The 19,993-nt window shown below is 63.2% G+C and carries 20 protein-coding genes and 1 pseudogene; 9 read left to right on the forward strand and 12 right to left on the reverse strand.

Features of this window, described 5'->3' with window-relative positions:
* Positions 1 to 3 precede the first annotated feature (3 nt).
* From ACMGGN_RS10455 to ACMGGN_RS10465, 3 genes are read right to left on the reverse strand one after another with little or no spacing between them, the layout of a single operon-like run.
* Positions 4 to 3,678 (reverse strand): translocation/assembly module TamB domain-containing protein, encoded by a 3,675-nt coding sequence (locus ACMGGN_RS10455; protein WP_414156744.1) that lies wholly within the window; start codon positions 3,676 to 3,678, stop codon positions 4 to 6.
* On the reverse strand, positions 3,675 to 5,417 hold the full coding sequence (locus tag ACMGGN_RS10460; protein WP_046785655.1) for an autotransporter assembly complex protein TamA: 1,743 nt from the start codon (positions 5,415 to 5,417) through the stop codon (positions 3,675 to 3,677). The genes ACMGGN_RS10455 and ACMGGN_RS10460 overlap by 4 nt, the downstream gene beginning before the upstream one ends.
* Positions 5,418 to 5,468: 51 nt before the next feature.
* Entirely contained in the window at positions 5,469 to 6,119 is a 651-nt protein-coding gene (locus tag ACMGGN_RS10465) for a GNAT family N-acetyltransferase (protein ID WP_119688933.1), read from the reverse strand.
* A gap of 163 nt (positions 6,120 to 6,282) precedes the next feature.
* Between ACMGGN_RS10465 and xthA the strand changes: the two genes are divergently transcribed.
* Complete coding sequence (gene xthA / locus ACMGGN_RS10470; RefSeq protein WP_115275035.1) at positions 6,283 to 7,095, forward strand: exodeoxyribonuclease III; 813 nt, start codon at positions 6,283 to 6,285, stop codon at positions 7,093 to 7,095.
* 159 nt (positions 7,096 to 7,254) lie between these two features.
* On the opposite strand, the gene ACMGGN_RS10475 is transcribed toward xthA, so the two are convergent.
* Both ACMGGN_RS10475 and ACMGGN_RS10480 read right to left on the reverse strand, forming a co-directional pair.
* Positions 7,255 to 8,007 (reverse strand): anti-sigma factor family protein, encoded by a 753-nt coding sequence (locus ACMGGN_RS10475; RefSeq protein WP_046785442.1) that lies wholly within the window; start codon positions 8,005 to 8,007, stop codon positions 7,255 to 7,257.
* Entirely contained in the window at positions 8,004 to 8,525 is a 522-nt protein-coding gene (locus ACMGGN_RS10480) for a sigma-70 family RNA polymerase sigma factor (protein WP_046785443.1), read from the reverse strand. The genes ACMGGN_RS10475 and ACMGGN_RS10480 overlap by 4 nt, the downstream gene beginning before the upstream one ends.
* Before the next feature lie 129 nt (positions 8,526 to 8,654).
* Here ACMGGN_RS10480 and ACMGGN_RS10485 point away from each other — a divergent pair, with 129 nt between their 5' ends.
* The 4 genes from ACMGGN_RS10485 (at position 8,655) to ACMGGN_RS10500 (ending at position 12,140) form a co-directional block, all read left to right on the forward strand.
* Entirely contained in the window at positions 8,655 to 9,701 is a 1,047-nt protein-coding gene (locus ACMGGN_RS10485; RefSeq protein ID WP_115275563.1) for a catalase family peroxidase, read from the forward strand.
* Positions 9,698 to 10,231 (forward strand): cytochrome b, encoded by a 534-nt coding sequence (locus ACMGGN_RS10490; RefSeq protein ID WP_281868798.1) that lies wholly within the window; start codon positions 9,698 to 9,700, stop codon positions 10,229 to 10,231. The genes ACMGGN_RS10485 and ACMGGN_RS10490 overlap by 4 nt, the downstream gene beginning before the upstream one ends.
* A gap of 84 nt (positions 10,232 to 10,315) precedes the next feature.
* Positions 10,316 to 11,518, forward strand: coding sequence for an MFS transporter (locus tag ACMGGN_RS10495; protein WP_115275037.1), 1,203 nt, complete (start codon positions 10,316 to 10,318; stop codon positions 11,516 to 11,518).
* Positions 11,519 to 11,594: 76 nt separating this feature from the next.
* The gene (locus ACMGGN_RS10500; RefSeq protein WP_012314247.1) at positions 11,595 to 12,140 is read left to right on the forward strand and encodes a cupin domain-containing protein; all 546 of its coding nucleotides are present in this window, start codon (positions 11,595 to 11,597) and stop codon (positions 12,138 to 12,140) included.
* Positions 12,141 to 12,197: 57 nt separating this feature from the next.
* On the opposite strand, the gene ACMGGN_RS10505 is transcribed toward ACMGGN_RS10500, so the two are convergent.
* Both ACMGGN_RS10505 and ACMGGN_RS10510 read right to left on the reverse strand, forming a co-directional pair.
* A complete protein-coding gene (locus tag ACMGGN_RS10505) occupies positions 12,198 to 12,791 on the reverse strand; it encodes a 2-hydroxychromene-2-carboxylate isomerase (protein ID WP_115275038.1) in 594 nt (197 codons plus the stop codon).
* 26 nt (positions 12,792 to 12,817) lie between these two features.
* A complete protein-coding gene (locus tag ACMGGN_RS10510; RefSeq protein WP_115275039.1) occupies positions 12,818 to 13,549 on the reverse strand; it encodes an SDR family oxidoreductase in 732 nt (243 codons plus the stop codon).
* A gap of 89 nt (positions 13,550 to 13,638) precedes the next feature.
* Here ACMGGN_RS10510 and ACMGGN_RS10515 point away from each other — a divergent pair, with 89 nt between their 5' ends.
* Both ACMGGN_RS10515 and ACMGGN_RS10520 read left to right on the forward strand, forming a co-directional pair.
* Complete coding sequence (locus ACMGGN_RS10515) at positions 13,639 to 14,202, forward strand: TetR/AcrR family transcriptional regulator (protein ID WP_237858966.1); 564 nt, start codon at positions 13,639 to 13,641, stop codon at positions 14,200 to 14,202.
* Positions 14,189 to 14,782, forward strand: a complete 594-nt coding sequence (locus ACMGGN_RS10520) for a DUF4157 domain-containing protein (protein WP_414156745.1) — start codon at positions 14,189 to 14,191, stop codon at positions 14,780 to 14,782. Before ACMGGN_RS10515 ends, ACMGGN_RS10520 begins: the two co-directional genes overlap by 14 nt.
* A 15-nt stretch (positions 14,783 to 14,797) precedes the next feature.
* On the opposite strand, the gene ACMGGN_RS10525 is transcribed toward ACMGGN_RS10520, so the two are convergent.
* The gene (locus tag ACMGGN_RS10525; RefSeq protein ID WP_115275041.1) at positions 14,798 to 15,790 is read right to left on the reverse strand and encodes a bile acid:sodium symporter family protein; all 993 of its coding nucleotides are present in this window, start codon (positions 15,788 to 15,790) and stop codon (positions 14,798 to 14,800) included.
* A 118-nt stretch (positions 15,791 to 15,908) separates the two neighbouring features.
* On the opposite strand from ACMGGN_RS10525, the gene ampC reads away from it, so the two are divergent.
* Positions 15,909 to 17,048 carry a class C beta-lactamase gene (ampC, locus tag ACMGGN_RS10530; RefSeq protein ID WP_414156746.1) on the forward strand — a complete coding sequence of 380 codons (1,140 nt, stop codon included), beginning with the start codon at positions 15,909 to 15,911 and terminating at the stop codon, positions 17,046 to 17,048.
* A 298-nt stretch (positions 17,049 to 17,346) separates the two neighbouring features.
* Entirely contained in the window at positions 17,347 to 17,679 is a 333-nt protein-coding gene (locus tag ACMGGN_RS10535) for a hypothetical protein (RefSeq protein WP_012314240.1), read from the forward strand.
* A 57-nt stretch (positions 17,680 to 17,736) separates the two neighbouring features.
* On the opposite strand, the pseudogene ACMGGN_RS10540 reads toward ACMGGN_RS10535, so the two are convergent.
* The 4 genes and pseudogenes from ACMGGN_RS10540 to ACMGGN_RS10555 form a co-directional block, all read right to left on the reverse strand.
* A pseudogene (locus ACMGGN_RS10540) lies at positions 17,737 to 18,019 on the reverse strand (hypothetical protein).
* Between the two features lie 143 nt (positions 18,020 to 18,162).
* Positions 18,163 to 18,351 carry a hypothetical protein gene (locus ACMGGN_RS10545; protein WP_115275044.1) on the reverse strand — a complete coding sequence of 63 codons (189 nt, stop codon included), beginning with the start codon at positions 18,349 to 18,351 and terminating at the stop codon, positions 18,163 to 18,165.
* 142 nt (positions 18,352 to 18,493) lie between these two features.
* Positions 18,494 to 18,814, reverse strand: a complete 321-nt coding sequence (locus ACMGGN_RS10550) for a YbjQ family protein (protein WP_012314237.1) — start codon at positions 18,812 to 18,814, stop codon at positions 18,494 to 18,496.
* A 96-nt stretch (positions 18,815 to 18,910) separates the two neighbouring features.
* Complete coding sequence (locus ACMGGN_RS10555) at positions 18,911 to 19,798, reverse strand: O-acetylserine/cysteine exporter (RefSeq protein ID WP_012314236.1); 888 nt, start codon at positions 19,796 to 19,798, stop codon at positions 18,911 to 18,913.
* Between the last annotated feature and the right edge of the window lie 195 nt (positions 19,799 to 19,993).

A 19,993-nucleotide genomic window follows, 5' to 3' on the forward strand; every position in this document is an offset into this window, starting at 1 on the left:
CCTTCAGAAGTCGCGCTTGTAGAAAATATCCAGCGAACTGGCCAGGCCACTCGCCGCCTCAAGGTAGACCTTCTTGCTCAGCTTGTAGCGCAACGCAATGGTATTGGCCGGCTCGAACACCCCTACCCCATATCGCAAGCTCAGTTTCTCGGTCAGGTTACCGCTAGCCACCACACTGGTGGAGTTGCCCGAGCCCTCAGTGTCCAACTGGAAATCGTCAATACCCAGGCTTGACGCGAGGCTGCCGGTGATTCCTGCGCTGCCAGCCAGGCCCAGGCCCAGGGCCGCCTCGGCAAGCATGTTGTTGTCCTCGCCCGAAGTGCCCAGCGGTCGGCCCAGCACCAGGTAGGACAGCGCCTGTTCCTGGCTCATCGCCGGCTCCGAAAACACCTTGGTAGTAGGCTGCTCGGCACTGCCGCTCAGGCGAATACCGGCGATCACGTCATCAACTTGCCGAATGGCTTCGATGTCCAGGTAAGGCTGGTCGATGGGCCCGGCGAACAGCAAGCGCGCACGGCGAATGGTCAGGCGCTGACCGTAGGCGCGGTAGCGTCCGTCAGCCAGGCTCAACTCACCACGGGTGTCCATGTTGTCGCCGATGTGTACATGACCGAGCAAGTTGGCGGTAAGCCCAAAACCGCTGAACGACAGTTTGTCTTGCCCAACCTCTACATCAATGTCCATGGCCATCGCCATGGGCGTTTTGCCTTCTTCGGTCTGGTGGCCGACGATGACGGTGTCGTCCGATACTTTCACGGTCGACGGCGGCAGTTCGCGCACCGTGATCTTGCCTTTGGGCACCAGCACCTTGCCGGTCACCGCCAGTTTGTCGTCGATCAGGCGCAGGCTCAGGTCCGGCGCTACCTCAAGTGTTGCGTAGGGTTCGACGGTAACCGGCAACTGCTGGCCCTGCAGGCGCAGGTTCATGCCCAGGGCCTGGCCCCAGGTCAGGTCTCCGCTCAGCCGGCCACGGCCCGCCTCGCCACTGCGCCAACCACCGTTGAGCTGAACCTGCTCGCCAGCGATCAAGGCCTGCAGCGACAGGTCCTGCAAACTGACGGGCAGCTCAGCACCACTGACCTCGCCACCCCTGAGCATCAGGTTGCCGTTGACCTTTGGCGCCAGCAAGGTGCCGGACAATCGGCCACTGCCATTCAATTGGCCTGCCAGGCGCTCGACCATCGGTACGAAAGGCCGGGCAACCGACAGGTCCAGACCGGCGAGGCGGAAGTCACCCGACAGCGGCTTGTCTTTCCCCAGCGGGTCGAGACGGGCGTTCAGGCTCAACTCGCCGAGGCGCTCGCCACGGAAATTCAGCCGTGTATCGATGCGGCGAGGCGCCAGGGTGCTGTCCAGGCGCAGCGCCTGGTAAGGGAAATCGATCCAGCGCCCATTGTCCCGCACCCTCAGGGTGCCGCCACTGGCATCGATACGCACGACACCCTTGGGGCCGCTGGCTGGAATGTCCAGATTGACGTCAGCATTGAGCAGCCCCTGCCAGGCGAAATCCTTCGGCAGCCATTGGGCCAGGCTGTCCAGCGGGAACTGTTTGAGGTGATAACGCAGGCGTGGCTCTGGTGCCAGGCGTTGATCCTCGCCACACAGGCTGGCCTGACCGGAGCGCCAGCAGTGGGCACCGAAGTCCAGTTGGCCGCTGGCCAGGCGCTGCAGGCGGGCCGGCGCCTGCAACTGCCAGTCCTGGCCACCGGCCTGGACTCTGCCGCTGGCCAGCCGGCCACGCCAATCCCCCTTGTTCAACTGGCCGTCGAGCCCCAGGTCAAGCTTCAACTGCGGGCCATCGAGGCCCAGGGTCAGGGCTTGCTGGCGGATATCGCCCTTGCCGTTGGCCTGCAAGGTGCCCAACGCGGTATCGCCCAGGCGAATACCATTGGCCTTGAGGTTGATCACGCCACGCTGGGCGTTGTCCAGGCGTGCATTGAGGTCAAGCCGCTGGATACGGTTCTGCTCCTGCGCCAACTGCTGGCCTTGCAGGGTGAGGGTACCCTGGGGAGCGCTCAGCGTGCCGCTGACATCCAGCCGCCCTTTGGCCTGGCCTCGCAGCCCGGGCCACAGTTGCCCGAGCCGGGGCAGGTCGAGGTCGACACGCCCGGCCAGGCGCTGCTGCAGGCTGCCACTGCCGTTGATGCGGTTGTCACCCAACTGCACGGCCAGCGCACCGAGGGTCCAGTTCTGCCCGGCGCCTTCGGCCTGTACCTTGAGCATCGCAGGCTGGCCGCGCAGGCGGCCCTTTAGATCAAGCTGGGCATCGAGGGTGAGCTGCTCACCCTTCATTTCACCTTTGCTGCGCAACGGACCGGCCAGGGTACCGGGCAGTTCGGCGAGCCAGTAGGCGGGGTCGAGTGCCGACAACTGCAGGTCGACATCCCAGGCCAGGGTATCGGCAAAGCGCACCGCGACACTGCCGGCTGCCTTGCCTTGCCCGGCGGTCAGGGCCAATTGCGGCAGGCGCACCTGGCCAAGGTCACCCTCGAAAGGGCTGGCCAACGTAAAGGCTCCGGCTGGGCCGTCGAGGTCGCCATTGAAAGTACCCTGGTAACTGCCATCGCGGTATTGCACCTGCGCGTTGAAGCGCTTGAGCGTGACATCTGGCGGCGCGTCCAACGGGTACAGACGTAGCCACGGGAAATCCTGCCAGTCGAGCTGAGCATCGGCCACCAGGCCTTGCTGCCAGTCGGCGCTGGCCTGCAGCTTCACGTGCTGAGCGTCGCTGGCAGAAAGGTCCAACGCCTGAACGTTCGCCCCTTTGGCATCTACCTTGCCCTTGAGCAGCAGGGCGATCGGTGCCTGTTCTGCCGGCAGGCTGGCGCTACCAGACAACTGATAACCTTTGAGCAAATCGCCCTCGGCGTCGAGCTTGAGCTGATTGAGCTGCAGCGTGTCCGGCAGCGTTTGCGCGGGTTTGAAGGCATCGGAGCGCAGCTGCAACCTGGCTGGCAAGTGCTCGGCCAGTGCCTGCAACTCACCGGTCAGACGCGCGTTGAGATAACCGCTGCTGGTCGCATCCAGTTCAAGGGTTTTCTGCAACTCGCCTTTGGCGGTCAGTGCCAGTTGCCAGGCCTGCCCTTGCACCGCAGGCAGGTGCACCTGCCCCTGCAGTTGCACCGGCCAGTCACCCTCGGGTTGCAGATCGCCCTGCACATTCAATTGCAGGTCATCGCGCTGCAGTTGCAGGCTGTCGATCTGCAGCCCTGTGGCAGTCCAGTGCGCCGCCAGGTGAAGATCGCCGAGCAGGTCGCTGCCATCGAGGCGCACCTGGCCAACCTTGACGTCACCCAGCTCGATGGCCACCGGCAGCCGCAAAACCGGTAACTGCAGCGGCCCGCTGTCGGCAGGTTGTTCGCTCGGCGCGAACAGCATGTCGATACGCTGGGCATGCAGTTGATCGATGCACAGCGTTGCCCGCAATAAACAGCCAGGTGTCCAGTTCAGCAGCGGAGCCAGCACTTCGGCGCGGTTGCCGCCGTCAGCCCAGGTCAATTGGCTCGCCTGCCACCTGCCCGCAAGGCGCCCTTGAAAGTTATCGACCTGCAGGCCTGGCACGCGCCCAAGTACCCAACGGCTGCCGCTTTCGGTACCAAGTAACGCTGCCAGCGCCAGAACAACCAGTAACACACTGCCAAGCAGGCCCAGCAGAATGAATTTGAACACACGTATCACAGCTCAGGCCCCATGGAGAAGTGCAGGCGGATACCACCGTCGTCATCAAGGGCCTTGGCCAGGTCAAGGCGCAATGGCCCGACCGGCGAAACCCAGCGCACGCCGATACCGACCCCGGTCTTGAGGCTCGGCAGCTCCAGCGTGTTGAACGAATTGCCCTGGTCGACGAATGTCGCCACACGCCACTTCTCGGTCAGCGAATACTGGTATTCGACGCTGCCTGCCACCAAGTAGCGGCCACCGATACGGTCGCCGTCGCTGTTCTTTGGCGACAGCGTCTGATAGTCGTAGCCGCGCACGCTCTGGTCACCACCGGCGAAGAAACGCAGCGATGGCGGGATGTTGTTCTTGTAACCGTTGGTGGCGCTGCCACCGAACTGCACCCTGCCGAGCAAGCGGTGGTTGTGCCCGAGCGTGGTCAGGCCCTTGAGCAGCACGTTGCCATGCAACAGGTTGGTGTCGGACACCAGCCCTTCCTTGGCCACCTGGGTATCGAACTGCAGGCGGTAGCCATTGTGCGGGTCGATGCGGTTGTCGCTGCGCAGGTAGGAGAAACTTACGCCCGGCATAAGCAGGTTGCTCAGGCCCGAATCGTCGCCAAGGCGATACTCTTCACGCTGGTACTTGAGCGAGATCACCCGTTGCCAGCCACTGGGCAGCTTGCTGTGCCATTCCGGCCCCACGGTCAGCAGCTTGCTGAGTGTGTCTGTACCGGCGATCTCTTCATTCTGATAGCCGCCAGCGAAACGCAACTTGTCGGTCAGGGGCGGGTCAAGGGGCACGTCGTACCACAGCCCCACGTTTTGCCGTGGGGCTGAAAGTTCTGTTTCCCAGCCGTAGCTGTGACCTTGGGGGTTGACCCAGTGGCGTGTCCAATTGGCTTTGCCGCGCGGCCCGACATCCGTCGAGTAACCCAGGCCAAGCCCCATTGTCCGCGGCTTGCGGGTATCGAGGCGCACGTCCACGGGGATTTGCTCAGCCACTGCGGCAGTGGGCGCAGCATCGACCCGCACACCCTCGAAATAGCCGCTGGACTGCAGGTCGTTGTTCAGCTCAGCGATCAGTTCGGAGTCGTATGGCGTGCCCGGTTCGAACGAGACCATGCGCTGCAGCAGTTCTTCGTCCAGCGGCGTGTCGCCACTGAACCTGACCGCACCCAAGCGATAGCGTGGGCCGCTCTGATACACCAGTTCGATATCGGCCACCCCGGCCTGCGGGTCGACGGCAAGGCGCTGGCGGCTGAAATGCCCACTGAAGAAGCCGTAGCGCGACGCCTGGTTCTGGATCAACCGTTTGGCGTCCTCGTACAGCCCATGGTTGAGTTGCTCACCGGCGCGCAGGGCTTTGCTGTCGGGTACGCGAAACGCTTTCATCTCGCTGGCAGGCCCTTCGATGCGCACGGTTACGTTGCGCAAGCGCACAGGCTCACCCGGGTCGATATGAAGGATCAGCTTCGCCGGTTGGTCGGCCTTGGCAGGCGGCCTGACCTCGCTATCGATCTGCGCCTGATAGTAGCCAAGCGCTTGCGCCGCTTTTCGCGCCTGCTCCTGCGCCCCGCGGCTGAAGCGCAAAAGCGCCTCTTCATCGCGGTCACCCAGGGTACCTATGTAGCCTTCGACATTGGCTTTGAGCGCTTTGTTGGCAGGGTTTACCTGCACAAGCAATTCGCTCTGCCCCCATGCTGTGAAACTGGCGGCCCAGAAAACCAGGCCCCAAGTCAGTCTTCCTGAATACGTCATGCGGCGCATGCTACCAGAGCCAGGCGCTCAAGGGAGCCGCCTGGCGGGCTTTCATGCTGTCGGGGGAATTGAAGATACCGGACAGGGATGAAAAAACACTCTTTCTCGGATTGGCCCTACAGCCACCTCGCCAATCTCCTCATACCCCTGGCGCTCATAGAACGGGAGGTAATGCTCGTTGCCCGAATCCAGCACCACGCCTTGTGTGTTGGGGTCTTCTGCGCACCAGTCGTGCACGGCCTGTAACAATTGTTCGCCATAGTGCTGACCGCGAAATGCTGGGTGCACACCCAGGAGCGGCAACATGTGGACCTGTTCTGTCGGCAGGCAACCGACCAGCGCCGCCTGATAATCCATGTAGCGTCGGGTGCAGCGTTGCCCGGTGCCCAGCAGCATGCGCAGGCGCCAGGCCCAGCTGTCGGCCACGCCCAACCGGCGCTGCGGCGGTACGATCAGCGCCAACGCTATCAGGCGGTCATCCAGCAACAGGCCAATGGCCGGCAACTGCAGGTAGAAATGCTGTCGTACCCACTCGCGCACCATCACGCGCAAGCGTCGTTCATAGCCAGGGCGCTGGGCCTCGAAGATGTAGGCAAAGGTGGGCTCTTTCAGGTAGGCGTTGTACAGCAGTGAGCGTGCCTCACGGCTGTAGCCATCATCGAGTGTGCAGATGCGAGCCTGGGCGGCAGTGGCTTCGGGCATTGCGGGCAGTCCTCCTGGAATGGGCATACAGTGCCTTGGAGGAGCCCCACGGCGCATCGTTCCCCCCTTGAGTGCACGTTAGCAGCGCCTTCGCGAAGCCGCCACGCTGGTGATCAGGGACGATGTCGGCTAGCATCCGGCCTTTTACCGGGATTGTCTTTCCATGAAGATCGTCTGTTTCAACATCAATGGCCTGCGGGCCCGCCCGCACCAGCTGGCGGCGCTGATCGAAAAGCACCAGCCGGACGTGATCGGCCTGCAGGAAACCAAGGTCAGCGACGATCAGTTCCCCTTGGCCGACGTTCAGGCCCTGGGCTACCACGTGCACTACCATGGCCAGAAAGGCCACTACGGCGTCGCCCTGCTCTCGCGCCAGGCGCCGCTGAGCCTGTTCAAAGGCTTTGCCACAGACGAAGAAGACGCCCAGCGCCGTTTCATCTGGGGCACGTTCGCTGATGCCAATGGCACGCCGATCACCATCATGAATGGTTACTTCCCGCAGGGCGAAAGCCGCGACCACCCCACCAAGTTTCCGGCCAAGCAGCGTTTCTACAGCGACCTGCAGGCGTTGCTGGAGGGGCAGTTCAAGCAGGACCAACCGGTGCTGGTAATGGGCGACATGAACATCTCGCCCCAGGACTGCGACATCGGTATCGGTCCGGACAACGCCAAACGCTGGCTGAGGACAGGCAAATGCAGCTTCCTCCCCGAGGAACGCGAGTGGATGGAGCGCCTCAAGGGCTGGGGGCTGGTGGACAGTTTCCGCCACCTGCATCCAGAAGTAACGGACCGCTTCAGTTGGTTCGACTACCGCAGCCGCGGCTTCGAGGACGAGCCCAAGCGTGGCCTGCGCATCGACCTGATCATGGCTTCGCAGCACCTGGTGCCGCGGATCAAGGCCGCAGGTGTGGACTATGAGCTGCGCGCAATGGAAAAACCCTCGGACCACGCGCCGATCTGGCTTGAATTGAGCTGACAGGCTCCGGCGCCTTCACGAGTGAGGCAGCCCAACGCTTGTCGTGTGAACCGGCTCGCAGCGATGCAGGCACTGCGGTGCATGGCACCGGCTTTGCCGGTGATCGCCGGCAAGCCGGCCCCCACAGCGGACGCGTCGCGACGGGGGGGCTGACCGACACTAAAGGCCCAACCGCAAGGCCTCCCCCACACCCGCCCCGCGCACATCATCCGCCGCACTGACCAGGGCAAAGTTATAGGCCCCATGCGACCAATACCTCGCCTCCAGCTGGCCATCGACACGCTGCCCTTGCGGCATGCGCTCGAAACGCTCCCCAGGTGAGCGCAGGAACAGGCTGATGCGCTGCCCTTGGCGGTCCTGGAACACCAGCAACGCCGCTGGCCCTTGCTCATTGCTCAACAATCGTGCGCCCACAGGCTGGAACCCGTAGCCGGTGAGGTCAGGCAGCTGCCCCACCCTGCTGAAATGCCTGCCCAGCCAGTCGCGCAACTGCGTCGGGTCACTGGCCTGGATATCCAGCGCCTCGCTGCCGGCGAACAAGCGGTGCGCCTGAACGGCGTCAGCCATGGGCAACTCGTTCCCTGCCAGCGTGACCTGCCGGGCCTGCCAACCACCCACCCCGCCTATGCCCAGTGCCAGCAGCAAAACCGCAGCCGAAGCCAGGCGGCGTTGGCGCCGTTGACGCACACGCCGCTGCAACTGGCCCCGATCCAACTGCGCCGCCCTAGGTTGATCGCCAAACCCGGCCAGGGCCGTGCGCAAGCGTCGAGCATCGTTGCGCCAGGCCTCGATACGTGCAGCTTGCTCAGGGTTGGCCGTCAGCCAGGCCTGCACCTCGGCACGCCGCGTCGGCTCGAGTCGATCGTCAACATAGGCATGCAGTTCGTCTTCGCTGGGTATCAGGCGCGTCATTTCAGTCTCCGCAAGGCCGGGGGCTGGGGGTTGCCCTCAGTCAGTTCACGCAAGGCGGCACGGGCACGTGACAGGCGCGACATCACTGTGCCGATGGGGATGCCCAGTGCCTGGGCCGCCTCCTTGTAGCTCAGCCCTTCGACACTCACCAACAGCAACAAGGCACGCTGTTCGGTCGATAGCCGGGCAAAGGCCTGCAGGTCGGCCTGGGCCAGAACGATGCTCTCGATGTTACCGCCGAGCGCTTCGCTTTCCTGCTCCGCGCGGCCGAACCACGATAGCCAGCGGTTATGCAGGCGCTCACGGCGTTTACCGTCGAGAAACAGCCGGTAAAGAATGGTGAACAACCAGGCACGCAGCGCATCGGCATCACGTTGCTGGCTGCTGCGGCTGAGGGCACGTTCTACAGTGCCCTGCACCAGGTCGTCGGCGCTGCCCGGTTCGCGGCTCAGCCACAAGGCAAAGCGGCGCAGGCGCTGCAGCAACTCGCGCCACTGCTGTTCGTCCAGGTCGTGCATGGCAAGGTACCGGCTCGGGGGTTGTCAGTGTAGGGGGCAGACGCGCCGCCACAAAATTTATTCCCATCGATGGAATAAATAGTTCCCTGCCCCGTCGTACCGGCATCTTCACTGAACCGGATGAACACCATGAACTCACCCTTGCACGGCCCGGACAAGGCCCTGCGCCTGGCCGGCATTGGCGCCGTGATGCTGGCTTTGGGCGCAGGCTTTGCCTACGCCGCAGGCTGGATCGGCGGGCCGCAGCTGACTCCGCAACGCATCATCGACACCTTCGAAGCCCAGGCCGGCCACTACCCGGGCTATCGCAAGAACCACGCGAAAGGCCTGTGCGTCAGCGGCTACTTCCAGCCCAGCGGCCAGGCCGCCACGCTGTCGACAGCACGCGCGTTCACCCAGGATCGGGTACCGGTAATCGGCCGCTTCGCCATCGGTGGCGCCAACCCGTTCGCCCCCGATACGGGCATACCGGTGCGCAGCCTGGCAATTGAGCTGAGCACCGACGACGGCCAAGTCTGGCGCACCGGGATGAACAACCCCCCTGTGCTGGCGATCAGCACACCACAAGGGTTTTACGACCAGGTGCTGGCCAACGCGCCAGACCCTGCCACCGGCAAGCCGGACCCGGCAAAGCAGCAGGCCTTCTTTGCCGCCCACCCGGAAAGCGCTGCCTTCCGCCAATGGGCCGCAAGCTACAAACCCAGCGACAGTTTCGCCAACACCCAGTACCACAGCATCAATGCCTTCCGCCTGATCGACGCCAGTGGCACTGCGCACCCGGTGCGTTGGCAGCTCGAGCCACAAACGCCTTTCGCTGCCCTGCCCGGCAAGGTCGACGACAAACAGTTCCTGCAGCATGACCTGCAGCAACGCCTGACCCAGGGGCCGTTGCGCTGGACCTTGCGGCTTGTACTGGCCAACCCCGGCGATGCACAGGACAACCCGGCCCAGCCCTGGCCCGCCGAACGGCGCAGCGTAGATGCCGGCACCCTGGTCATCGAACAGGTGGATGCACCGGAGCAAGGCGCTTGCCGTGACCTGAATTTCGACCCGTTGATCCTGCCCAGCGGCATCCAGCCTTCCAATGACCCGATTCTCGCTGCCCGTTCGGCGGCCTACTCGGAGTCCTTCAACCGCCGCAGCCGCGAATCCCTCGGCGCAGGAGCCCGCCCATGAAACCCGAAGCCTTCCACCCCCTTGCCCGCTTGGTGCATTGGCTGATGGCGATTCTGATCATCGCCATGCTGTTCATTGGCGTGAGCATGGTTGGCGACCTGTCGCTGCGCCACCCGGTGCTGGTAGGGTTGCACAAGGCCACGGGCCTGGCGCTGCTGCTTCTGGTGATCGTGCGTATCGGTCTGCGCCTGAGCCTTCCTCACCCCCCTCTGCCACAAGACCTGCCCGCGCTGCAGCGGCTCGCCGCAGGCGCATCGCACCTGTTGCTCTACGCGTTGATGCTGGCAATGCCGCTATTGGGCTGGGCCATGCTGTCGGCAGGCGGGTATCCGCGCCCGCTGCAACTGCCCGCGATCGCCCCGCACGACCTGCAACTGTACGCAATGTTGCGCCAGGCGCATGGCTGGGCCGGCTACCTGTTGTTCGCTACGGTACTGGTGCACCTGGGCGCGGCGCTGATGCATGCACTGGTGCGCCGGGACGGGGTATTGCGTAGCATGTGGCCAGGGCCGCTGCGCCGCAGTGACTGACGGCATGCGGTGCATGGGCTGGCCCGCAACGCTGAATGTCTCATCGATCTGCACGCCGTCTGTTCAACTGCCCTGGACTGCCCAATGAATGTCGCAAAGGACCCTGCCCCCTTGACCACCGCCAGTACACTGGACACGCGCCCGTTGCTGCTGGCCAACATGGCCTGCACCATGGCGATGATGGCATTCGTCGCCTTGATCGGGCCCATCGCCCGACTGCTCGGCATGGCCACCTGGCAAGCTGGCGCTGCGGTGACTGTGTCAGGTGTGGTCTGGGTGCTGCTGGCCCGCCCCTGGGGCCGCGCAGCCGACCGCCTGGGCCGCCGACGCATCCTGTTGCTGGGCAGTGCCGGCTTCACGGTGGCGTATTGGCTGCTGTGCCTGTTCGTCGAAGGCGCATTGCGCTGGCTGCCCGGGGCTACCTTGGCGTTCGTCGGCCTGATGCTCGCGCGCGGCTGCATCGGTGCCTTCTACGCGGCCATCCCGGTGGGCTGCAATGCGCTGATCGCCGATCATGTCGGGCCACAACAGCGCGCCCGTGCCATGGCATCGCTGGGTGCAGCGAATGCCGTGGGCCTGGTACTCGGGCCGGCGCTGGCGGCATTGCTGGCACGGTACAGCTTGAGCCTGCCCTTCCATGTGATGTCGCTGCTGCCTGCCAGCGCGTTTCTGGTCCTGCTGTTCAAACTCAAGCCACAACCCCTGGCCCATCGCCATGCGCCCAGCCCGGTGCACTTGAGCGACCCGCGCCTGCGCCGGCCGCTGCTGGTGGCATTCAGCGCGATGCTCAGCGTGACGGTGTCGCAGATCATCGTCGGCTTCTTCGCCCTTGACCGCCTGCAGCTGGGGCCGGCAGAGGCCGCCCAGGCTGCCGGCATCGCCCTGACCACCGTCGGGGTGGCACTGATCCTGTCACAAGTCATCCTGCGCCAGCTGGAATGGCCACCGCTGAAGATGATCCGCGTTGGCGCCAGCGTTTCGGCACTGGGCTTTGCCGCCGGTTCGCTGGCTACCAGCGCGCCGTGGCTGTGGGGGTGCTATTTTGTCGCTGCCGCCGGCATGGGCTTTGTCTTCCCGGCGTTCTCGGCACTCGCCGCCAATGCCATGCACGCTTCAGAACAGGGCGCCACCGCCGGCTCCATCGGCGCAGCTCAAGGTATGGGCGCGGTGATCGGCCCGCTGGCCGGGACACTGATCTACGCCCTCGACCCACGCCTGCCATTCCTGGTGGTGGCTGTGCTGTTGCTGCTGGTCGGGCTGTGGCCTATGCCGCGCTCACGCGCCTGACAAGCACAGCGCGCGAGCGTGCAGAGTGTGTTTTAATGCGCCCATTATTTTTAACACCTCTGATTACAAGGCGGCTATGGACACGGGGACACGACTCAAACTGGTGCGTGAACGCAACAACCTTTCCCAACGCGAACTGGCCCGCCGCAGCGGGCTCACCAACTCGACCATTTCGCAAATCGAGCAGAACCGCGTCAGCCCATCGGTAAGCTCCCTGAAAAAACTGCTCGAAGGCATCCCGATGACCTTGGCAGAGTTCTTCAGCTTCGACGAGCCGGTACGGGAAGAGCGCTTCGTGTTCCGCGCCAGCGAGCAGCCCGACCTGGGCCGCAATGGCCTGCGCATGCTGCTGGTCGGTGCCAGCGTCGAGGCACGGCAGATGCGCATGCTGCGTGAACTGTATGCACCGGGTGCCGATTCGGGTGAGCCGATCGTGCATGCCGAAGGCGAAGAATGCGGACTGGTCACACGGGGCACCGTGGAACTGTGGGTCGATGGCCAGGTCAGCGTTCTGAACTCCGGCGATGGTTACTACATCCCCACTACCCTGCCGCACAGCTTCAAGAACATTGGTCAGGACGAGGCGGAGATCATCAGCGCCAACACGCCGGCCAATTTCTGATTCAAGGCCCAATGGGCCGGGCTGATCGCGGCCAGCACCGCGAACAGCCCGCAGCGCTCAAAGCTTCAGTGCATCCGCCACGAAGTCCAGACGATCCTGGCCAAAGTACATCTGGCCATCGACAAAACAGGTCGGCGCACCAAACACCCCGCGCTCCACAGCCTCTTCTGTCGCCTGTTTCAATGCCGCCTTCACCTCTTCGTCGCCAGTCAGCAGCTGAAATTCAGCGGCGGTAAAACCGGCTTCAGCGAGCACCTGCTCCAATACGGTGACATCACCAAGGTTGCGCCGTTGTACCCATAACCCGTTGAACAGCGCCGCGAGCAAAGCGTCGAAGCGTTCCGGCGCGCGCAACTGCGTGCCCACCAGGCCACGCATCAAGGCCAAGGTGTTGATGGGAAAGCCAGGCGGCAGCCCGAACGGCACGCCATAGCGCGCGGCAAACCGCGCCAGGTCGGTGAACATGTAGCGCCCCTTGGCGGGGATCATCACTGGCGACGCGTTGCCTGTGGCCTGAAACACGCCGCCAAGCAACATCGGCCGGTAACGCAATGCTGCGCCATGGCGGGCGCACAGCGCCGGTAGCTGGGTCCAGGCCAGATAACTGGCGGGGCTACCCAGGTCGAAGAAGAACTCCACGGTCTTGCTCATGCAACGCACTCCTTTAAGGGTAGGGCTTACCAGCGCTCCATCCACGGGCGCAGGTCGAGTTCAAAGGTCCAGGCGTCGCGTGGCTGTGCGTGCAGGAACCAGTAGCTGTCGGCGATGTGCGCCGGATCCAGAATGCCGTCCTGATCCTTGAGGGCGTAGCGTTCGGGGAAACTGTCACGGATGAATGCGGTGTCGATGGCGCCATCCACCACCACATGGGCAACGTGGATATTGCGCGGCCCCAACTCACGCGCCATGCTTTGCGCCAAAGCCCGCAGGCCATGCTTGGCTCCGGCGAAGGCCGCAAACCCGGCTGCGCCACGGGTGCCCGCGGTGGCACCGGTAAACAGGATTGTGCCGCGCTCACGCACGACCATGCGCCGTGCCACCGCCTGGGCGGTGAGAAAGCCTGCGAAGCAGGCCATTTCCCAGATCTTGAAGTACTTGCGCGGGGTTTCCTCAAGGATGCTACAGGGGACATTGGCGCCAATATTGAAAACGAAGGCTTCGATCGGCCCGATATCGCGCTCGATGGTTTCGACAAGCTCGGCGACTTCATCTTCCTTGCGTGCATCGGAGGCGAAACCGTGTGCCTGCCCGCCGGCAGCACGGATCTCTTCCACCAAGGGTTGCAGTTTCTCGACCTGACGCCGTGTGACGCAGGCGATGTACCCCTCACGGGCAAAGCGCTTGGCGATTTCGCCGCCAGTGGCATCTCCCGCACCGATCACCAGCACCACTTTTTGTTGTTCTGTCATGCGCGCCTCAATTGATGAACGATCGTTTAGTAAACGAACGCTATGTTACGATCACCGGCATCGTCAAGCCCGCCCGCGAGGTTTTTCAGGTGCGCTACTCAACTGAACACAAGCAACAAACCCGTGACAAGCTGCTAGCCAGCAGCGGTGCGCTGGCCAAGCGCGGCGGTTTTGCCAGCACCGGCGTGGCCGGGCTGATGAAAGCCATCGGCCTGACCGGCGGCGCCTTCTACAACCACTTCCCGTCCAAGGACGACCTGTTTACCGAAGTGGTCCGCCAAGAGCTGTGCAACAGCCCGCTGGCACGCCTGGCCAATCAGGGCGCCAGCCGCGAACGCCTGGTGCGCTGCCTGCAGCAGTACCTGAGCCTGGCGCACCTGCACAATCCCGAAGGCGGTTGCCCGCTGCCGCCACTGGGCGTGGAGATCGCCCGCGCCGAACGGCCGGTGCGTGAAGAAGCCGAGCACTGGCTGGTGAGCCTGCACAGTGCGTGGAGCCAGACGCTGGAGGATGAAGCCCTGGCCTGGGTGCTGATCAGCCAGTGTGTCGGGGCGCTGGTGATCGGGCGCATGCTGGCCAGCGAGTCGGTCCAGACCCAGCTTCTGCAAGCCAATCGAAGTTGCGTCGAAAGGGCTCTGAATGAGAGCTGCTAGCCTGCTGTGTGCAATGTTGCTGAGCACTACGGCCTCGGCCGAGCCGGCCTGCCCACCAGGGCAGTATCAGGTCTGCCTGATGGGTTGCTTCTGCGCGCCGATCGACCTTGGCCAGGCCGGCCAGGTGCTCAAGGACGTCGAGGTCATGGCCTCCAGCAGCCTGGCCTTCGCCTTGCGCCAGGCCCGCGATGAAGCTACCGCCAACGGCAGTGAACCGATCCCCTTGCACATCCGAGCCCAGCTTGAGGGCTGGTATGACTTTGCCGTGCTCGATGCAGCGCGCTATCGGGTTGGGGACGAGCAGCAGATCAGCGCCGCCAATGCCCTGCTGCAGAACCCGGATGTGAATGCGGTGACGCTGATCGACACGATCATCTTCCGCCATGCCAGTGATGCAGAGGACAACGTGGCACTGTGGGCGCATGAGCTCAAGCATGTGCAGCAGTATCAGGAACTGGGGGTAGAGGAATTCGCCCGTCGCTATACGCGCAATTACGAGGCGCTCGAAGAGCCGGCCTACAAGATCGAGGCCGAGGTCGGCAAGGCCTTGCGCCAGCGCAGTTCGGGGCAGGCTCGTTAGCCTTCACCGGCCTCATCAGGAGGAAGCAGTAGCCCCCTCACCCTCTTCCACCCTGCTGGCATACCGCTGCGCCAGCACCGCACACACCATCAACTGGATTTGATGGAACAGCATGAGCGGCAAGATCATGGCGCCGATGCCACTGCCCACGAACAACACTTGCGCCATTGGCACACCTGTGGCCAGGCTCTTCTTGGAGCCGGCAAACAGGATGGTGATGCGGTCTTCCAGGCTGAAGCCCAACACCTTGCCCAGCAAGCGGGTACCGTACAGCACTACAGCCAGCAGAATCCCGCATACGGCGAACAAGCCCGCCAGGTGCTGCGGCGATACCGTGTGCCACAAGCCCGTCACTACCGCCTCGCTGAACGCGGTGTAGACCACCAGCAGGATCGAGCCCTGATCCACCACTTTGAGCCAGCGCGCATTGCGCTTGACCCATGCGCCAATCCAGCGCCGCGCAATCTGCCCGGCGATGAAGGGCACCAACAGCTGCAGGGTGATTTTCAGCACTGCATCCAGGCCCGACCCGGTATCGCCCCCAGCCCCCAACAGCAGCATCACCAGCAGCGGCGTCAGGAAGATCCCGATCAGGCTGGACGCCGCTGCACTGCAAATGGCAGCTGGCACGTTGCCGCGGGCCAACGATGTGAAGGCGATGGCCGACTGCACAGTGGCCGGCAAAGCGCACAGGTAGAGGACGCCCAGATACAACTCGTTGCCCACCAGCGGCACGAACAGTGGCTTGAAGGCAAGGCCGAGCAACGGGAACAGCACGAAGGTGCAGGAGAACACCAGCAAGTGCAGGCGCCAGTGCCCGGCACCGGCGATGATCGCCTCGCGCGACAGCTTGGCACCGTGCAGGAAGAACAGCAGACCGATGGCCAGGTTGGTCAACCAGCCGAAATACACCGCGCCATTACCAGAGCAGGGCAACACGGTGGCGATCAGCACTACCCCGAGCAAGGCCAGGGTGAAGTTGTCGAACAACATGCGCAAATACTTCATAACAGTTTCCGTCTTGTCGTTGTGCAATGACAGACGATAAGGTCTTGGGCTTTTTCCCGCTAACGCTGGAACCCCCACCGGTGTCGCTCAACGGACACAGACTGAAAAGGATCGTTGCATGCACTTCGCTCCCCTCACTGCAGCTACCGCGCTGGCGTTGATCGCCGCCACGGCAAACGCAGCCGCCCCCCTGCAGGCCCAGGTCGACGAGATCATTCGCCCACTGATGCATGACCAGGACATCGCCGGCATGGCCGTAGGCCTGTACGTAAACGGCCAGGCGCACTACTTCAGCTACGGCGTGGCCAGCAAGGCCGACAACAAACCCGTCACCGCCGATACGCTGTTCGAGATCGGTTCATTGAGCAAAACCTACACCGCTACCCTTGCCGCGCTGGCCAGCGCCGAAGGCAAGCTTGATCTCGACGCACCGGCCCAACGCTACCAGCCAGCCCTTGCCGGCACGTCGCTGGGTAAAGCCAGTGTGCTCGAACTGGGGGCGTACAGCGCCGACTGCCTGCCCCTGCAGTTCCCTGACGCTGTCCAGACTGACGAGCAAGCGCTGGAGTTCTTCCGAACCTGGAAGCCCCGTGCTGAACATGGTACCCAGCGCTGCTATTCGAACCCAAGCCTGGGGCTGTTCGGCGACTTGGCAGCACGCGCGCAGCAGCAGCCATTCGCAGAACTGATGACCAAAAGCCTGTTGCCACAAATGGGCCTGAAACACACCTACCTGCAGGTACCTGCCAGCGCGCAGGGCCTCTATGCCCAAGGGTATGACGCACAAAACCGGCCGGTGCACGTCAGCCCGGGCCCATATGCCGATGAGGCCTACGCAATCAAGACCAGCGCCAGCGACCTGCTGCGCTACGTGCGCCTGCACATGCAGCCAGCCGAGCTGTCGCCTGCGTTGAGAAAGGCGGCCGCCATTACCCAGGCGGGCTATTTCCAGGTCGGTGCAATGACCCAAGGCCTGGGATGGGAACGCTACCCCTACCCCGCAGCGCTCGATACGCTGGTCGATGGCAACGGTTCACGGATGGTTCGGGAGCCTCAGGCCACCCAGCGTCTGAACCCGACACGCCCCGCCCTGCCCCAGGCCTGGTACAACAAGACCGGCGCCACGGGCGGCTTTGGCGCCTATGCCGCGTTCATTCCGGCCGAAGGCAAGGCCATCGTTCTTCTGGCAAACCGCAATTATCCCAACGAAGAACGCGTGCGTGCGGCCTACCGGATCCTCTCCGGCATTGACCGCTGAAAGGCACCCCGAGCAGGATTGTCCGACAAGATGTAGTGGAAAAAAATATTCACTACAAAACGGTTGACGCCATTCATCGCGCTTGGGCATGATGAAGCCGTCTCCCTGATCGGGAGCGGTGGCAAGGGTGTTCCAGATGGCCTGCGCGGTAACGCAGGCCGTCCGTGGAGAGGGAACTGTCCAAAAGGCAGCGTGAGAAAGCCCCTGTTGCGATGCTGCTGTAGCAGCCTTGGTAGTGCGCTACATGCTGTAGCGCCAACTGTGAAAATCACCAACAAAAATGGGTAATGGGGGCTTTATGATGAACTTGAACAACAATCCCACAATTGACCAACTGGCCCAGCTGTTTGCCATGCGCAAGGACAGCCTCGACGACCACCTGCTGTGGGTCAGCCAAACCGGCGAAGTGCGCCTCGACCGCCTGCCGCCGAACACCATCGAAGATGAATTCGAAGAGCACCTGCCCAGCATGCGTGCCCGCTTCAAGGTCTACCGCCGTGGCCAGGGCTACGTCGGTAAGAAGGCCGCCGCCGACACCGAGTTCGTTGGCCGCGTGCTGCAGACCCTGCAACAAGAATGGCCCGCCGCCCGTGAGCGGCAGGCAGTCAAGGTGATCGAGCCGCTCAACTGACCCTTCATTGAGCTGCCACACCACTTCCTGAGCCCGGCCCGCATAGGCCGGGCTTTTTCATGCCTGGCGACGCTGTCGCTGCGGCAATGCCAATGCGCCGGTCGCCAGCGCCCTGGCCCAAAGCACGTGTCATGGTCTCACCCGGGCGTGCCGGGTAATACTCTTCCAGCAACGCCTTGCCGTCCTGGCCGTATAGCCCAAGGAACAGTTGCGTGGCGCCCAGCCGTGACAGGCGCACCTGTACATCGATGGTGGTGCCATCGCTCAGTGCTTCATCGTGGCTGCGGCAGTGCAATTGCGCATCGGCCCACTGCCAGTAAGCCTCTTCCCTGACCCGCATGCAAACAGTGCTCCTTTCCTGAGATCCCCAGGCAGAAGACCACAGCTGCATCGATTCGGCGAGCACAACCCAGCGTTACCATGAGCAAGATCAAACAAGGAACAAAAAAACCCCGCGAAGGGTGCGGGGTTATGTGAACGGGGTCACTTTCTCGGCGCAACCCTCGGCGTGAAGCGGCCCTTTTTGCTGCGTTGCAGATGTGCCGGTTGCAGCTGCTGCGAATCATCCAGCGTCATGTGGGCAAAGCCCAGGCGAAACGCTGCCTGACCGCAGCGCACCTGGCTGTTGATAGGGAACGCATCATTCATGTCTTCGAAAAAGGACTCACTCATGCCCTGTCTCCATTTCAGTGGCGACCGCGCCGGCAAGTGAAGGGTTTTGCCTGGAAAAACGCAGCCTGTGAAAGTGAGACTAGCCGGTCATTTACGGACTGCTCGGGCAAACCACCCGGAGCCGACAAGTGGCACAATGCCTTTATTTCAGGCGCACAGCGGTGCCCGTGGCGAACACTACAACCATGCCGCCTTGCACTGAGGGCATGCTGATTTCGAAATCCACACCCACCACTGCATCGGCTTGCAACTGCCGTGCCCGTGCTTTCAGTTCCTCGGTTGCCTGCTCGCGGGCGAGGCGTAGTGCGCCCTCCAGCGTCTGTGAGCGGCCGCCGAAGAAGTCGCGAAAGCGTGCAAAGAAATCGCGCACGAAGTTGATGCCTTGCACCGATTCGGAGCTGACTACGCCAAGGTATTCAGCAATCGGCCGGCCTTCGAGCTGGCTGGTGGTGGATATGATCATCGCAGGCTCCGGTGGCGTGACAAAAGAGCCCGAGTCTAACAAAGCATCGGCCCTTCGGGTTTACCCGGGAGAGGGCCGAACGGCTCTACACAACCATTATTGAGCGCTCGCAGCCCGTAACCGCTGGCCAAGCTTGGGTCCGAACACATTGACCAGCAGCCCGAGCATCACCAACAGCGCCCCCCACCCCTGCACTGCCGTCAGCCGCTCACCCAGCAACCAGGCGGAAGAGCTCAAGCCAATCACCGGCACCAGCAACGAAAACGGCGCGACCTTACCCGCCGGGTGCCGCGACAGCAGCGTGCTCCACAAGCTGTAGCCGAGCATGGTGGCTACGAACGCCAGGTAGATCAGCGCCAGCACCGAGCTCCAGCTGATATTGGCCAGCGCATGGCCGATACGCTCGGGCCCTTCCAGCCACCAAGACAGGGCCAAAAACGGCAGCGGCGGGATCAGCCCGCCCCAGATCACCAGCGCCACCAGGTCGACCGAGCCAAACCGCCGTGTGATGATATTGCCCATGCCCCACATTGCGCCTGCGCACAAGGTCAGCAGTAGCGCCACCATCGGCACGTGGCCACTGTCCTCGCTGCCGATCAGCGCCAGCCCGCTGGCTGCAACCAGCAAACCCAGCAGGCTCGCCAGGCGCAAGCGCTCACCCAGAAACAGCGCAGCGAACCCGAGGGTGAAGAAAGCCTGGGATTGCAACACCAGTGACGCCAGGCCTGGCGGCATGCCGCTATACATGGCCTGGAACAGGAAGGCGAACTGCCCCAGGGAAATCGTGGCGCCATAGGCGATCAGCCAGCGCCACGGCAGTTTCGGCCGCTTGACCAGCAAGATCGCCGGGAACGCAACCAGCAAGAAGCGCAACGCCCCCAACAGCATCGGCGGCAGGCCATCGAGGCCCACCTTGATGACCACGAAATTGACTCCCCAGGCGACGATCACCACCAGGGCAATCAGCAGGTCCTTGAGCGGCATTGCAGCTTCCTTCTTCAGGCGTTCTAGACATATTTCGTTACAGCATAAAGCCATTTGCACATGCTGGACCGGCACAGTTAGGCTTCGGCCTTGCGCAACAGTACAGATATTCTGGAACGGGCTCGGGCGTTCACCCTGACTCAACCTCCCTGTAACGTTGCACAGCGCGACCAACTCATACCTTGGGGCGCCCGG

Source organism: Pseudomonas sp. BNK-30, assembly GCF_047456185.1.
GTDB lineage: Bacteria > Pseudomonadota > Gammaproteobacteria > Pseudomonadales > Pseudomonadaceae > Aquipseudomonas > Aquipseudomonas putida_E.

Bases quoted from the DNA above. Each gene is read 5' to 3' on its own strand.
- ACMGGN_RS10460 (WP_046785655.1), bottom strand. From the start codon at position 5,417: ATGACGTATTCAGGAAGACTGACTTGGGGCCTGGTTTTCTGGGCCGCC.
- ACMGGN_RS10555 (WP_012314236.1), bottom strand. From the start codon at position 19,798: ATGCCGCTCAAGGACCTGCTGATTGCCCTGGTGGTGATCGTCGCCTGG.
- ACMGGN_RS10480 (WP_046785443.1), bottom strand. From the start codon at position 8,525: ATGCACGACCTGGACGAACAGCAGTGGCGCGAGTTGCTGCAGCGCCTG.
- ACMGGN_RS10490 (WP_281868798.1), top strand. From the start codon at position 9,698: ATGAAACCCGAAGCCTTCCACCCCCTTGCCCGCTTGGTGCATTGGCTG.
- ampC (WP_414156746.1), top strand. From the start codon at position 15,909: ATGCACTTCGCTCCCCTCACTGCAGCTACCGCGCTGGCGTTGATCGCC.
- ACMGGN_RS10520 (WP_414156745.1), top strand. From the start codon at position 14,189: ATGAGAGCTGCTAGCCTGCTGTGTGCAATGTTGCTGAGCACTACGGCC.
- ACMGGN_RS10525 (WP_115275041.1), bottom strand. From the start codon at position 15,790: ATGAAGTATTTGCGCATGTTGTTCGACAACTTCACCCTGGCCTTGCTC.
- ACMGGN_RS10495 (WP_115275037.1), top strand. From the start codon at position 10,316: ATGAATGTCGCAAAGGACCCTGCCCCCTTGACCACCGCCAGTACACTG.
- xthA (WP_115275035.1), top strand. From the start codon at position 6,283: ATGAAGATCGTCTGTTTCAACATCAATGGCCTGCGGGCCCGCCCGCAC.
- ACMGGN_RS10510 (WP_115275039.1), bottom strand. From the start codon at position 13,549: ATGACAGAACAACAAAAAGTGGTGCTGGTGATCGGTGCGGGAGATGCC.
- ACMGGN_RS10465 (WP_119688933.1), bottom strand. From the start codon at position 6,119: ATGCCCGAAGCCACTGCCGCCCAGGCTCGCATCTGCACACTCGATGAT.
- ACMGGN_RS10535 (WP_012314240.1), top strand. From the start codon at position 17,347: ATGATGAACTTGAACAACAATCCCACAATTGACCAACTGGCCCAGCTG.
- ACMGGN_RS10505 (WP_115275038.1), bottom strand. From the start codon at position 12,791: ATGAGCAAGACCGTGGAGTTCTTCTTCGACCTGGGTAGCCCCGCCAGT.
- ACMGGN_RS10475 (WP_046785442.1), bottom strand. From the start codon at position 8,007: ATGACGCGCCTGATACCCAGCGAAGACGAACTGCATGCCTATGTTGAC.
- ACMGGN_RS10485 (WP_115275563.1), top strand. From the start codon at position 8,655: ATGAACTCACCCTTGCACGGCCCGGACAAGGCCCTGCGCCTGGCCGGC.
- ACMGGN_RS10550 (WP_012314237.1), bottom strand. From the start codon at position 18,814: ATGATCATATCCACCACCAGCCAGCTCGAAGGCCGGCCGATTGCTGAA.
- ACMGGN_RS10500 (WP_012314247.1), top strand. From the start codon at position 11,595: ATGGACACGGGGACACGACTCAAACTGGTGCGTGAACGCAACAACCTT.
- ACMGGN_RS10545 (WP_115275044.1), bottom strand. From the start codon at position 18,351: ATGAGTGAGTCCTTTTTCGAAGACATGAATGATGCGTTCCCTATCAAC.